At 65.0% G+C, this 14,298-nt stretch carries 8 protein-coding genes; 6 read left to right on the top strand and 2 right to left on the bottom strand.

The features are described from left to right. The first annotated feature begins 342 nt into the window (after positions 1–342). Positions 343–1,722, top strand: coding sequence for an MFS transporter (locus HL657_RS13335; protein WP_317297305.1), 1,380 nt, complete (start codon positions 343–345; stop codon positions 1,720–1,722). A gap of 12 nt (positions 1,723–1,734) precedes the next feature. Here HL657_RS13335 and HL657_RS13330 read toward each other — a convergent pair whose 3' ends face one another. Continuing rightward, entirely contained in the window at positions 1,735–4,035 is a 2,301-nt protein-coding gene (locus tag HL657_RS13330; protein ID WP_317297304.1) for an Orn/Lys/Arg family decarboxylase, read from the bottom strand. 560 nt (positions 4,036–4,595) lie between these two features. Beyond that, a complete protein-coding gene (locus tag HL657_RS13325) occupies positions 4,596–5,444 on the bottom strand; it encodes a GNAT family N-acetyltransferase (RefSeq protein ID WP_317297303.1) in 849 nt (282 codons plus the stop codon). Between the two features lie 205 nt (positions 5,445–5,649). Between HL657_RS13325 and HL657_RS13320 the strand changes: the two genes are divergently transcribed. Genes HL657_RS13320 through malQ form a run of 5 tightly spaced genes read left to right on the top strand, consistent with a single transcriptional unit; the run spans position 5,650 to position 14,083 of the window. Continuing rightward, the gene (locus HL657_RS13320) at positions 5,650–7,092 is read left to right on the top strand and encodes an alpha-amylase (protein ID WP_317297302.1); all 1,443 of its coding nucleotides are present in this window, start codon (positions 5,650–5,652) and stop codon (positions 7,090–7,092) included. Beyond that, on the top strand, positions 7,074–8,228 hold the full coding sequence (locus HL657_RS13315; RefSeq protein WP_317297301.1) for a glycosyltransferase family 4 protein: 1,155 nt from the start codon (positions 7,074–7,076) through the stop codon (positions 8,226–8,228). Before HL657_RS13320 ends, HL657_RS13315 begins: the two co-directional genes overlap by 19 nt. Further along, complete coding sequence (gene glgB, locus HL657_RS13310) at positions 8,225–10,183, top strand: 1,4-alpha-glucan branching protein GlgB (protein ID WP_317297300.1); 1,959 nt, start codon at positions 8,225–8,227, stop codon at positions 10,181–10,183. Before HL657_RS13315 ends, glgB begins: the two co-directional genes overlap by 4 nt. Positions 10,184–10,185: 2 nt before the next feature. After that, entirely contained in the window at positions 10,186–12,573 is a 2,388-nt protein-coding gene (locus tag HL657_RS13305; protein ID WP_317297299.1) for a DUF3536 domain-containing protein, read from the top strand. A 13-nt stretch (positions 12,574–12,586) separates the two neighbouring features. Then, positions 12,587–14,083, top strand: coding sequence for a 4-alpha-glucanotransferase (gene malQ / locus HL657_RS13300; RefSeq protein WP_317297298.1), 1,497 nt, complete (start codon positions 12,587–12,589; stop codon positions 14,081–14,083). Positions 14,084–14,298 lie beyond the last annotated feature (215 nt).

The raw sequence follows: 14,298 nt of genomic DNA, 5'->3' as shown, positions 1-14,298 counted from the left end.
CCTGCAACCCCTCCCCCATTGGCGATACTCCCACGGTCCACTGTACCGGGATTTCCCATCGTTTCGGCTGTCCTTTCAATTGTTGTCGATGATTTCCATCCATTTTGTACACCTCCTCTAATCGCCATCCCCCGCATTTCCATTACTCGCCTGCCCGGCAAGCTTCAACCACCGCTTCATTCCCCAGGCCAACTACCCCACCCCGCACCTCACTTCTCCCCAGAGAAAAGCCCCCATCCCTCCTCGCCTCCGCAGAAAGACGGGCCCAGGAACACACCGCATCACAACCCTTTACTCCCCGGCCGCCCCAAATTCCAGTAAGCACCGCAGACAGGAACCCCCATGCCCACCTCCGATATCGTCGAGCGCCGGACCGTCCTCATCATCGCCACCCTTGCCGCGTTCCTCACCCCGTTCATGGGCTCGGCGGTGAACATCGCGCTCCCGTCCATCGCCGCAGAGTTCGCTCTCGACGCCGTATCGCTCAGTTTCGTGGCTTCTTCCTACCTCCTCGCGACCGCGATCTTCCTCGTCCCGCTCGGACGGTGCGCCGACATCTATGGGCGAAAACGGGTCTTCACTCTGGGGGTCGTGGTCTTCACCGCATCGGCCCTGCTCTCCGCGCTCGCGACGTCGGGGCTCGTGCTCATCCTCTTCCGGTTCCTCGAGGGCATAGGAAGCGCCATGATCTACGGCACCGGCATCGCCATGATCACATCAGTCTTCCCGCCCGAGGAGCGGGGACGGGCGCTCGGGATCAACGTCACCGCCGTCTACGTCGGCCTCTCCATCGGGCCGCTGCTCGGCGGCTACCTCACCGAGTTCCTCACCTGGCGAAGCATCTTCCTCACCAACATCCCCCTCGGGATCTACATCGTCTTCATGATCCGCCGCCACCTTGCCGGGGAGTGGGCCGACGCCTGCGGGGAGCGGTTCGATATCGTCGGGTCGGCCTTCTACGGCGCGATGCTCCTTGCCGTGGTGTACGGGTTCTCGCGCCTCCCGGATCCCGGCGGCGTTGCAGCAATCGTCATCGGGGTAGCGTTCTCCGTGGTCTTCTATGCCTGGGAGACAAGGGTGGAAAGTCCGGTCCTCAACATCGGCCTCCTCGCAGCGAACCGGGCGTTCGCCTTCTCAAACCTCGCTGCCCTGATCAACTACGGCGCGACGTTTGCCGTCGGGTTCCTCCTCTCCCTCTACCTCCAGGTGGTCCGGGGGCTCGATCCCGGCGCTGCGGGGCTTGTCCTGATCACGCAGCCGGTCATCCAGGCGCTCTTTGCCACCCCGGCCGGAAGACTCTCCGACCGGGTCGAACCCCGGTACGTCGCCTCGGCCGGGATGGGGCTCACCGCCGTCGGCCTCGCCCTCCTCACGCTTCTTACCGCAGCCACCCCGATGACCTGGATCGTCGCAAGCCTCGTCCTCCTCGGGTTCGGGTTCGCCCTCTTCTCCTCCCCGAACACGAACGCCGTCATGAGTTCGGTCGACCGGTCCCTCTACGGCCTCGCCTCGGGGATGCTCGCCACCATGCGGACGACCGGGATGATGTTCTCGCTCGCCATCGCCACCGTCACGTTCGCCCTCTTCATCGGCAGCACCCAGATCGGGCCGGAGGTCCAGGAGCCGTTCATGACGAGCCTCCGGGTGGCGTTCTCTATCTTCGCCGTCCTCTGCACCGCAGGCATCTTCGCCTCGCTCGCCCGCGGCAGGGTGCGGAAATGAACGCCGGACAGGTCAATCCCCGACGCAGTAGACGTAGTAGACCCGCCGGCCGTCCCCCGCCACGACGTCCACCCCGTGCACCTCGTTCTCGAACCCGGGGAAGCGGGTGTCGAACTCCTGCGACGAGACGAGGTAATCGACGATCGCCCGTGTGGCCGCCCCGCACCGCTCTCCCGGCATGATGACCGGGATACCGGGCGGGTAGGGAACGACCATCACCGCGACCGTCCTCCCCTCAAGGCCGCTCGCGGGCACCGGCGTCACCTCGCCGCGCACCAGGCAGCGGTAGGCCTCAGCAGGCGTCATCGCCGGCTCCGGCAGCGTCGCGTAGATGTTTCTGAGCATGTCGGCGATCGACTCGTCACGCAGGTAGCCGTGCATCTCCCGGCAGAGGTCGGCAAGGCCACGGCCCGCGTACCGGGCCGGGTGTTCTCGCACCAGGTCGGGGAAGACCTCCTCGAGCGGACTGTTGCCGTCGTAGAGCGCCTTGAACCGGAAGAGTTCCGCGAGCAGCGTCCCGGACTTGCCCTTGGTGATCCCGAGCGTGAAGAGGACCAAAAACGAGTAGTACCCGGTCTTCTCGACGACGATCCCGCTCTTCCTGAGGTATTTCGTGACGACGGCCGCCGGTATCCCGCGGTCCTCCATGCCCCCGCACGGCAGGATCCCGGGGGTGAGGATGGTCACCTTGACAGGGTCGAGCATGGCGTAGCCCTCCTCGAGGTCGGGAAAGCCGTGCCAGGTATCGTGGGGGTTCAAGAGCCAGCAGCCGGCGTTCTCCCGGAGGAGCGCATCGTCCGCCTCCCCGACCGGTCGCTCCGTCTCCTGGTCCATGATGCAGTCAGGCTGCCAGACGGCGAACCACCAGTAATCCTCCCCCGGGGCAGAGCCGGCCCGGATCTCGTCGGCCACCGTCACCATCTTCTTTCGAAAGACGATCGCTTCCTCGATCGCCTCCTCGACGAGGAACTTTCCCGAATGCCCGGCCATCATCCTGGCGGCGACATCGAGGGACGCCACGATGGTGTACTGGGGGGAGGTGGAGGTGAGCATCATGAACGCCTCGTTGAACCGCGGGTGATCGACAACTCCCCGGCCCTGCCTGACGTGGAGCATCGAGCCCTGCGAGAATGCGGCGAGAACTTTGTGGGTCGACTGGGTGGCAAAGACCGTCGGGCCGACCGTATCTGTGGCATGCATCCCGAACCGGCCGGCATAGAGAGGGTGGAACCTGGCGTAGCCGGACCAGGCCTCGTCGAAGTGGATATACGGGACCACGTCCCGCAACTGCTCCTCGATCCTCTCTATGCTGTAGCAGATCCCGTCGTAGGTGGAGTTCGTGACCGCGGCTATCCTGATCGCCTGCGACGCGGGGTCCTTTATCAGCGGGCAGTCCCGGACCTTCTGTGCGATGACCTCGGGACGGAACTCGCTGCTCCGGACGGGACCGACGATCCCGTACTCGTTCCGGGCGGGTACGAGGTAGACGGGGACGGCGCCGGTCATGACGATCGCGTGCATCACGGACGCATGGCAGTTCCGGTCCACCAGGACGATGTCGCCACTGGTGACGGTCGCAAGCCAGACGATCTTGTTCGCGGCCGATGTGCCGCCGGTGACGAAGTAGGTCCGATCAGCCCCGAAGACCTCCGCGGCCTTCCGCTCCGCCTCCCCGACGACGCCGGAGTGCTCCAGGAGCGAGCCGAGTTCCGGCACCGAGGCCGAGAGGTCGGCCCTGAGAGCGTTCTCGCCGAAGAAGTTGTAGAAGATCCGGCCGGGTGCGCTCTTGAGGAACGCAACGCCGCCCATGTGCCCCGGTGTGTGCCAGGAGTAGCGATACTCCTCGACGTAGTCCATCAGCCCCCGGAAGAACGGCGGGAGGACGTCGGCGAGGTAGTTCGTTGCCGCCCGCTTGATGTGGCCGGCGATGAAGCCGGGGGTATCCTCGAGTTTCCAGATGTAACCGTCGATCCGGGATATGACACGGAGAGGGATGGCGGAGATCGCCAGTTTCTCGGTGTTTAAGAATATCGGGACCTTCGGGTTCCTCTCCCGGATGAGGGTGATGACATCTTCCGCGGTGAGCGTGCCGTCCGCGGCCTCCGGCGTGAGTTCCCAGTCGATGACGATGCAGCTCGCGTGGGGGTGCGAGAGGAAGGCGTGGATTCCGTCGCGGGCGGTCAGCGCCTCGATGACGGGAAAATCCTCACGCTTCAGTTCCTTCACGATCTCCCGCGACGCCCGGCCTTCTGCGGTATCCGAGTGCAGTTCGTCGTCGATGACGAGAACGGGAAACTCCTCCAGGTAGTCCATACGGTCGTACTCCTGGATGATACTCTTCTGGGACCTTTAGAATATTGTGATCAAGGGCAGGAGCATCCCCGGGGCGCTGGACATCCCCGCAGCCCCGGGGCTGGCGCGAAGGGTTGGGCTGGGGGCTTTTCCGGGAACGTTGTCCTTTCGCGAGAGGGGATGAGAGAGTGTTTCCCCGTGTGGGAAGAGGAAGACCCCCGCCCGATCCACTGTCAATCAGGTCCCGGGCACGGCTTTTTCCCGGGTTCGCACCTTCGGTGCTCTAGCTCCGGTTCTCCGAACCATCGCTTATCGCCACGCACTGCCCCCGTCCCAGGGGGCGGGGAACGACGCTCCGCTAGGAGCGGAGTTGAGGCACCGAAGGTGCGGGTGAGGAGGCCGAAGGCCGGGCGGGGTGGGGGTTTTTGGACACTATCCTTTCGAAAGGCGGGAGAAGAAGAACGTTCCCTGTGCGGGGAGGGGGAAAGATCCGGGTCTGGCACCCATCCCATCGGTGGTGGGGATGGGAACCAGACAATAGTATCAATCCGAGATCGATGCAGTGGTGCAGGGCAGCTCCGTCACCCGAGCTCGAACGACGTCACGCCGAAGACCTCCCCGAGCGGCAGGTCCGGGATCGCATTCGTATAGATCCGTGCCGTCTCAAAGACGGGCGACATCCCGTGCCGGCGGGCGAGCGCCACGGCGGCGGCGTTCGGTTCCGGCGTATCGAGGTAGACCGGCTGGCCCGGCGCCTGCGTAGCAAGCGCGAGGAAGATATCCTCTGCAATTCCGGGTGTGTCCGCAAAGAGCGGCCCGATCTTATGGCCGTTATGGCACCTCCGGATGACGCCGTATCCCGCAATAGTGCCGTCGTCCGCGAGAACCGCCCGGCACACCGTCCCCTCCTGCCGGATCCAGGCCGCGAGGAAGCGAGGGCGCGGCGCCGGGAAGTGCCGGGCATCGTATGCGCTAAGCCGGTCAAACGGCACCTCCTCAAGGTCGACCGGGATTTTGGGCTCGCTGCCGCCCCCGGTGCCCTCGAACCTGATGTTTCGGTAGGCAAGCGTAAACCCGGACCGCGTGCGGTACTTCTCCTGCATCGCGACGACGCCGTCGCCCCCGACGTTCCGCTCACCGGCATGAGCCATGCCGGCGGCAAACAGCCGGCTTCCGTAACCCCGGTTCCGGTATTCGGGTTTCAGAATGTACAGGCCGGCGAAGGCGAATGCCTCGCCGTAGTTGACGACCGAGACCGAGCCTATCGGCTCGCCGTCGAGCTCCGCGATGAAGAATCCCTCCGGATCGGCGGCATAGAAGGCCTCTGCGTCGTGAATTCCCGGGTTCCACCCCTCCTGCTCCGCCCAGTCGACGGCTGTTTGAACCTCATCCTGTTGCATCGTCCTTACAAGAAACCCATCACTGCTCACGCTGCTCCTCATTATGCAGTACGTAGTTATCCCATTTGATGCTATCCGGAAGATGAAACGACAGCAGCAGGCCCGGGGTTGTTTCGATCGTCCCCGGAGACGATATCCGCCCACCACCAGGGCATCGGGGCCCCGTAACATACGAAAGACCGGCAGGTAGTCCCGGTCGACGACATTTATATACGGAAACCGCCATCTACCACCGATGACGGGCGAGGGCTTAAATCCACCAAAGGTCTGCCTGGGATTCGATATTCATTATCCATGCTATCTCAATCCCGGGTTTCATCCCGACGTGGTAAAGGGAAAGAGAAACGTAAAAGAGAGTTACTTTAACCCGGACGCGAAGGAAGACCTGGGAGGGGTCATCGACCGCTCTTTCCGGCCGACGACGGAACTCCTTCTCGAACTCCTCGATAGTGGGTTTACGTGCGCCTTTGCGATATCCGGAACGGTGGTGGAGAACCTCGATGCGTGGTACCCGGAGATGCTCGAACTTCTCTCCCGTGCGGCAACCCACCAGAACGCCGAACTCCTCGCCCAGACCTACTACCACAGCGTCGCCGGGCAGTTCACCGATCTCACGGAGTTCACGGATGAAGTCCTCATGCACCGGAACCTGATGAAGGAGCACTTCTCGGTCACGCCGACCACGTTTGCGCATACCGACTACCCCATCACCCCGGCCACCGCAGAGGCGCTTGCCGGGGCGGGGATCGAGGCGGCCATCATCGAGGGAGGGGAGGGCCCCGCTCTTGAGAGGGACCAAAACCTCATCTACACCTACCGGGGCCTCCCGGTCCTCGTCGCCCACTGCGATCTCTCCGACGACATCGCCGTGCGGTTTCCGTGGCGCGGGTGGGACAAATGGCCGCTGATGGCCGACCAGTATGCAGGGTGGCTCTCCGTATCCCCCGGCGACTGCATCACGCTCTTCCTCGATTACCGCATCTTCGGGGATTTCATCGGGCCCGAGACGGGTATCCTCGAGTTCCTGCGGGCCCTCCCGTCCGCCCTCGCCGCGGAAGGGATCGAGACCATACGCCCCTCAGACGCCGTCCGGCTCGCCCCGCACGGGGACCTCGAAGAGACCGACGGGCCCGGCCGGCAGAGAACCATCCTGCAGCAATCCGCCATCGAGGCGCTCGAGGAGGCCGGAGGCCTGATCGCGGATCCGGAGGTCTGGCGCTGCCTCCTTGAGACCGAGCACATTCGCCGGATGGCCATGCGCTCGCCTTCGTGCGGAAAGCCGCTCCACGCCGTCAGCCACCAGGCGACCTACGACTACTTCGCCTCCTTTATGCGGATCCTCTCGCACGCCGAGGTGCGGTCCGCAGCCAGCGCACCGTCGCCGAAAGCCGCTCGCTCGCTCCGGTGCGTCCCCCCCGATAAGGCGTTCTCCTTCTCGTCGTACGACAGGCCGGCAGGGTACGCCGCCCACAGCCTCCAGGAACTCGCAAATATGCTCGAGTTTGCCCCGGACGATGTCATCCGGTACCACGTGGAGCGGGAGGACTTCAACCGCTGGATCGCCCAGGTCATCGGCGATACGCAACTGGCGGAGAAGATCTGGGGTATCTCCGACCGCAAGAGACTCCGAACGATGATTCAGAAGAGGATCAACAAACTATGGAAACGCTTAAGCTAGCATTCTTCTGCTGGGAGTCGCTCCACTCCACGTTCAAGGTGGGCGGCCTTGCCCCGGCGGCGACCCACCTCGCCGAGCGCCTCGCCCGGAGGGGGCACGAAGTCCACTTCTTCACGCGGGGAGAGGGGGACGATGCGATGATCAACAACGTCCACTACCACTACTGCCTGCCGTTCGGCGGCAACGTCATCGAGTACTGCAGGACCATGAGCAACATGCTCGTGGACGCGTTCCGCGCTCACGACACCCCGCAGTTCGACATCCTCCACTTCCACGACTGGCACCTCGTGGAGGCGCTGCACACCCTCCGCGGCCGAAAAACCGTCCTCTCCTTCCACTCGACAGAGTACGGGCGGCACGGGGGGAATTTCGGCGGCTGGTGGGAGTTTAAGGAGATATCGGGCAAGGAATGGTACGGGGGCTACATCGCAAAGGCGGTCACGACCGTCTCGAACTCGACCAAGACCGAGGTCATGTGGCTCTACAACGTCCCCGAATGGAAGGTCACCGTCATCCCGAACGGGATCGACCCCGAAACCTACCGTACCCGGCTCGACCCGGGCGAGGTGAAGAAACGCTACGGCATTCACCCGCTCGCGCCCGTCGTCCTCTTCGTCGGCCGCCTCACCTACCAGAAGGGCCCCGACCTCCTGGTCCAGGCCATACCCGAGATCCTCGCCAAACGCTGGGACGTGCAGTTCCTCTTTGCCGGCACCGGAGATATGCGCGGATACCTGGAGGCGATGGCGCACGGTCTTCCCGTGCAGTTTCTCGGCTACGTCTCCGACGCGGACCACATCCGGCTCCTGAACGCCTGCGACCTCGTCGCCGTGCCGAGCAGAAACGAACCGTTCGGGCTCGTCCTCACGGAGGCATGGAGCGCGGAGCGCTGCGTCGTCGCGACCGATGTCGGGGGGCTCTCCGAGAACATCGATAACTACGTGAACGGCATCAAGGTTCCCGTCCGGCCGGAGTCGATCGCCTGGGGGATCTGCCACCTCATCGACGACCCGGCCTACATGCAGAAACTCGGGAGGGCCGGCCGCAGGAAAGTGATGGAGAAGTTCAGGTGGGATGTCGTCACGGAGAGGACGCTCGGCGTCTATAGAAAAGTGCTCTCCGGTGGTCCACGATGATACCGAACCAGGAGGATGGGAAGATGCAGCAGGTGCTACCGGATATCACGAAGACCGGGAGCCTCATCACCAGCTACGACGTCTACCTCTTTCGACAGGGGAGCCATTCCCGTCTGCATGACAGGCTGGGGTCGCATCCCGCCGTCGCCGATGGTGCGCGGGGGACATTCTTTGCGGTATGGGCGCCGAATGCCGCGGAAGTCTCGGTCATCGGGGATTTCAACGGGTGGGCGGCGGGCCGGCATCCGCTCAGGGCCCGGGGTGACGATTCCGGCATCTGGGAGGGATTTATCCCGGATATCGGTCACGGGATGCTCTACAAGTACCACATCAAAAGCAGGTATGACAGGTATTCCGTAGAGAAGGGCGACCCGTTCGCGTATTTCTGGGAGGTCCCGCCGAAGACTGCGTCCGTCATCTGGGACATCTCGTATACCTGGCGGGACCGGGCGTGGATGCGGTGCCGGGAGGAGGACAACACCCCGGACGCCCCGCTCTCCGTCTATGAGATGCACCCCGGTTCGTGGCGGAAGGTGCCGGAGGAGGAGAACCGGTTCCTGAACTACCGGGAACTGGCGACCGAGCTTGCCGAGTACCTGCTTGATACCGGGTTCACCCACGCCGAGTTCCTCCCCGTCATGGAACACCCGCTCTACGCTTCCTGGGGCTACCAGTCGCTCGGCTACTTCGCTCCCACGAGCCGGTACGGCACCCCGCAGGACTTCATGCACCTCGTCGAGCACCTCCACCAGCGCGGGATCGGGGTCTTCCTCGACTGGGTGCCGTCCCACTTCCCCTCCGACGGCTACGGGCTCTCTTACTTCGACGGCACGCACCTCTACGAGCACGCGCTTCCCGGCCAGCGCTACCACCCCGAGTGGAAGAGTTACATCTTCAACCTCGCGAGGGACGAGGTCAGGTCGTTTCTGCTGAGCAGCGCCATCTTCTGGCTTGAACGCTACCATGCGGACGGCCTGCGGGTGGATGCGGTCTCCTCGATGCTCTACCTCGACTACGCGCGGAGCCCCGGGGAATGGATACCGAACGTCTACGGCGGGAGGGAGAACCTCGAGGCGATAGGGTTCCTCCGGAAGCTGAACGACGTGGTCCACGCCAACTTCCCGGACGTGCTCGTCATCGCCGAGGAGGCGACCTCCTGGCCGGGGGTGACCGCCCCGACCGCGACCGGGGGGCTCGGGTTCGACCTGAAGTGGAACATGGGCTGGATGCACGATACCCTGGACTACTTCACGTTCGACCCGGTCTTCCGGAAGTACCGGCCCGATCTCCTGACGTTCAGCATCTGGTACGCGTTCCGGGAACGCTACATCCTCCCCCTCTCGCACGACGAGGTCGTCCACGAGAAGAGTTCGCTTGCAGGAAAGATGCCCGGCGACGAGTGGCGGAAGCGGGCAAACCTCCGCCTCCTCTACGGGTACATGTTCACGCACCCGGGAAAGAAACTCCTCTTCATGGGCGGGGAGTTCGGGCAGTGGTCGGAGTGGAGCCACGAGACCGGGCTTGAGTGGGACCTCCTGCAGTATCCTCCTCACCAGGGGATCCTCCGGTGGGTCGCCGACTTAAACCGCCTCTACCGCCGCGAACCCGCTCTCCACGAGCGGGACGCCGATCCGGCGGGGTTCGAGTGGGTCGACTTCTCGGATGTGGAGAAGAGCATCGTCAGTTACCTCCGGCGGGGGCTCTCTGCCGAGGACGTCGTCCTCGTCGTCTGCAACTGCACCCCGGTGCCGCGCTACGGCTACCGGGTCGGCGTCCCGTTCGGCGGGTTCTGGAAGGAGGTGCTCAACAGCGATGCGGTCGAGTACGGCGGGAGCGGTGTCGGGAACCTCGGCGGGGTGGAGGCGGAGCGGGTTTTGGTGCACGGCCGGCCGTGGTCCCTCCCCCTCACCCTGCCCCCGTTCGGCGCTGTCATCTTTGCTCCCGAGGGGGCATGAGGATGGACCGCGCCGTCTGCGTTCACGGCCACTTCTACCAGCCTTCAAGGGAGAACCCCTGGCTAGGCGATGTTGGGTTCCAGCGCTCCGCCGCGCCGCACCACGACTGGAACGAGCGGGTGACCGCGGAGTGTTATCGCCCGAACACCGCCGCACGCATCCTTGACGTGGACGGCATGATCGAAGAGATCGTGAACACCTATGGAAGGATCAGTTTCACGGCCGCCCCGACGCTTCTTGCGTGGCTCGAGCGGCACTGTCCGGAGGTCTACGGAGCGATCGTCGAGGCCGACCGGGAGGGGCGGGAGCGCTACGCCGGCCACGGGCCGGCGATCGCCTGCTGCTACAACCATCTCATCATGCCGCTTGCGAACAGCAGGGACAAAAGGACTCAGGTCGCCTGGGGGATCCGCGACTTCGCGGCAAGGTTTGGCCGGGAGCCCGAAGGGATGTGGCTCCCGGAGACGGCGGTCGATATCGAGTCCCTGGACCTGATGGCGGAGGCTGGGATCCGGTTCACGGTCCTCGCCCCCCACCAGGCCGCAAACGTGCGGCCGATCGGGGCGGAGGACTGGACGGACGTCTCCAGCGGCGGGGTCGATACGACGATGCCCTACCTCTGCCGCCTCCCCTCCGGGCGGAGCATCGCAGTCTTCTACAACGGGACGATTTCCCGCGACGTTGCGTTCGGCGACCTGCTCTCCGACGGGCGGCGGTTTGCCGGGCGGCTGCTCGGTGCATTCTCATGGGAACGAGAGCGCCCGGAACTCGTGCATATCGCGACCGATGGGGAGACCTACGGCCATCACCGTGAGTTCGGGGAGATGGCGCTCGCGTACTGCCTCGAGACCCTCGAGGCGCATAGCGACGTCCGTCTCACGGTCTACGGCGAATACCTCGCCGCCCACCCGCCCACGCACGAGGCCGCCGTCTGCGAGAGGACGTCCTGGAGCTGCACCCACGGTGTCGGGCGCTGGCAGGGAGAGTGCGGGTGTCACAGCGGGGCACACCCCGGATGGTCGCAGGAGTGGCGTGGGCCGCTCCGGGAGGCGGTCGTCATGGTCCGGGACGCTCTCGCCCCCCGGGTGGCGGAAGCGTTCGGGGCACTCGTCCCCGACCCCGCGGAGGCACGGCACGACGCCGTTGCCCTCGTCCTCGGCCGGTGGTCAGATGAGGCCGTTGCGGGGTTCCTTGCACGGCACGCGCCCGGCGGTCTCTCTCCCGATGAACGGCAGCGGATCTTAGCGCTCCTTGAGATCGAGCGGCAGGCGATGCTGATGCAGACGAGCTGCGGCTGGTTCTTCGATGACATCACGGAGCCGGGGAGCGTTCAGGTGATGCAGCACGCGGGCCGCGCAATGGAACTTGCCCGGGAAAGCCTCGGCATCGACCTCGAGCCGGCGTTCACCGCCACCCTCCGGCGCGCTCCGGTGAACGACCCGCGGTACGCGACCGGCGCTGCGGTCTACGAAGCCCTGGCCAGGTCGGCGGCGGTCGATCTTTCCCGGATCGGGGCAGGGACGGCTCTATACGCCCTCTTCGATCTCGAACCCCCTGCGGCCGCATCGGGGATGTACGCCGTCCACGAAGACTGGCGTTACCGGTCGGACGCCGACGGCCTGCGCCGTATCCTCGGGACCGTCCGGGTGCGGTCCCGGGCGACGGGCGAGGAGGCGCACCTCGATGCGGCTGCATTCTTTGCCGGGATGGACCGGGTTGTCTTTTCCGTGCGCGAGCCCGGCGGCGAGGAGGCGCTCCGGGTGGCGTGGGAGGGGATGGCGGGCTCCGATCCGGCGGGGGCGATATTCGCGGCCTTCACCCGGGTCTACACCGCGCCCGACCTCTCCGATGAGGAGCGGTGGGCGATCGCCCGCGAGATCGCGCCCGGGATGGGGGAGGCCGTCTGCACGATCTACCGCGGCGCGGCGGCGCTGATCGCCGCGCTCGACGATCTCGGGCTCCCGGCGCCGGGAGCCGCCGTCCATCTCCTGGCGCATGCCTGCACCGGGCGGCTGCTCGCGATGCTCGGAGAGGGGTGCCCCGACCCGGACCGATTCTTCGCGCTCGCGGAGGCGATGAGGGCCCGGAACCTTGCGCCCGACCTCGCGGCCCTCGGGGAGGCGGCAAGCAGGCGGATAGCATCCGCCGCCGGGACGGCGGCAGCCCGATCCTGCGACCCGGCTCCGCTCGAAGAGATCGTCCGCACCGTCAGGTGTGCGAAAGTATTTCCGTTGACGCTCACCCTATGGGAGAGCCAGAACCTCTGCATCGGGATGCGCGGGCGTTATTCTGGAATGCGGGAGCGTGCTGGCCGGGGTGATAAGGATGCACAACGGTGGGCGGATGCCTTCAGGAGAGCGGCAGCATGCCTCGGCGTGAGGACGGCGTAAGGAGGGGCGGAGCATGAACCGGCGGGCCAGCGGAGTTCTCCTGCATATCACGTCCCTGCCGTCTGCTTACGGTATCGGCGACCTCGGGCCGGTGGCGCACCGGTTCGTGGACCTTCTTAGCCAGGCAGGGCAGCGCTTCTGGCAGATCCTCCCTCTCAACCCGACATGCCCGGTGTTCAGCAACTCGCCCTACCAGGGCACATCGGCGTTTGCCGGCAACACCTGGCTTATCAGCCCCGAACAGATGGTCGCAGACGGCTTCCTCGCTCCGGAGGATATCGCGGACCCGCCAGGCTTCCCGGAGGACCGGGTCGACTACCAGGCGGTCCTGGATTACAAGAACGGCATCTTTGATAAGGCGTTTGCGCGGTTCAAGGAGCACGGGCCCGACTTCCGCTATAAGGACTTCGCGGCCGACAACGTCTCGTGGCTCGACGACTACGCTATATTCGTGGCCCTCAAGGAGGAGTTCGCGGGGAGGGTCTGGGGAGACTGGCCGGCCGGGGTCCGGGACCGGCGTGAGGAGGCGCTCAGGAAGTACGGCACCGAACTTGCCGACCGGATCTTCCGCGAGAAGTTCCTCCAGTACGTCTTCGACCACCAGTGGGGGGTGCTCAAGAACCACTGCCGCATGCGGCATCTCCAGATCATCGGGGACATCCCCATATACCTCACCTACGACAGCGTCGATCTCTGGGCAAACCCGGGGCTCTTCAAACTTGACGAGCAGAAGAAACCGGCCGCGGTCTCAGGCGTTCCCCCGGATATGTTCAGCGAGACCGGGCAGCTCTGGGGGAACCCGGTCTACAACTGGGATGCACACCGGGAGCAGGGATTCGCGTGGTGGGAGAGCCGGATCGACCGCACCCTCGCCCTCGTCGACCGGCTGCGCCTCGACCACTTCCGGGGGTTCGTGCAGTTCTGGGAGGTTCCTGCCGGGGAAGAGACCGCACAGAACGGACGCTGGGTCGATGCTCCCGGCTGGGACCTCTTCTCCCTGCTTGCGCGAAGCAGGTCGTGCCTTCCCATCATCGCCGAAGACCTCGGTCACATCACCTCCGACGTCCACGAGATGATGGGCCACTTCGGCTTCCCGGGGATGAAGATCCTGACCTTCGGGTTCGCCGGCGACGTCGCAAAAAACCCTCATGCGCCCCACAACATCACGAAAAACTGTGTCGCCTACACGGGGACGCACGACAACAACACCGTCCGGGGATGGTTCGAGCACGAGACCTCCGAGGAGCAGAAGAACCTCCTGTTCCGCTACATCGGGGGATCGGTGAGCGCCGACGAGACGCACCGGATCCTCATACGCCTCGCTATGCTCTCCCCGGCAAACACCGTCATCATCCCGATGCAGGACATCCTCGCCCTCGGGGAGGAGGCTCGGATGAACCGGCCGGGCACCATGGAGGGGAACTGGGAGTGGCGGCTCCGGCCGGAGCAGGCAGGGGAGGAAGGCATACGGGAGTTTGCCGAAGTGACGGGGATTTATGGGAGGTGGTGAAGGAGGCGGGTTTTCAACTTCCTTAGGTCGCTTCGCCCGGGGTGGAGACTGGAGGAACGGCTGGAGATGTAAAATGGCCCAATACAGTGGACCGTGGGAGTATCGCCATAGGGGGAGGGGCTGATGGGGAGGGGGGAGTATCGCGGGGCGAGCCGGACGGCGTCTGAGGGGCGTATGGTCTCGATCCCTTCCGCGGCGAGGGCGGACGGGAGGGC

Source organism: Methanoculleus nereidis, assembly GCF_032944295.1.
In the GTDB taxonomy this organism is placed as follows: domain Archaea; phylum Halobacteriota; class Methanomicrobia; order Methanomicrobiales; family Methanoculleaceae; genus Methanoculleus; species Methanoculleus nereidis.
This window is presented reverse-complemented; position numbering and strand designations above follow the sequence as displayed.

What these genes read in the sequence shown, in the direction of transcription:
- HL657_RS13335 (WP_317297305.1), top strand. Translation starts at nt 343, where the DNA reads ATGCCCACCTCCGATATCGTCGAGCGCCGGACCGTCCTCATCATCGCC.
- HL657_RS13330 (WP_317297304.1), bottom strand. Translation starts at nt 4,035, where the DNA reads ATGGACTACCTGGAGGAGTTTCCCGTTCTCGTCATCGACGACGAACTG.
- HL657_RS13320 (WP_317297302.1), top strand. Translation starts at nt 5,650, where the DNA reads ATGACGGGCGAGGGCTTAAATCCACCAAAGGTCTGCCTGGGATTCGAT.
- HL657_RS13315 (WP_317297301.1), top strand. Translation starts at nt 7,074, where the DNA reads ATGGAAACGCTTAAGCTAGCATTCTTCTGCTGGGAGTCGCTCCACTCC.
- glgB (WP_317297300.1), top strand. Translation starts at nt 8,225, where the DNA reads ATGATACCGAACCAGGAGGATGGGAAGATGCAGCAGGTGCTACCGGAT.
- HL657_RS13305 (WP_317297299.1), top strand. Translation starts at nt 10,186, where the DNA reads ATGGACCGCGCCGTCTGCGTTCACGGCCACTTCTACCAGCCTTCAAGG.
- malQ (WP_317297298.1), top strand. Translation starts at nt 12,587, where the DNA reads ATGAACCGGCGGGCCAGCGGAGTTCTCCTGCATATCACGTCCCTGCCG.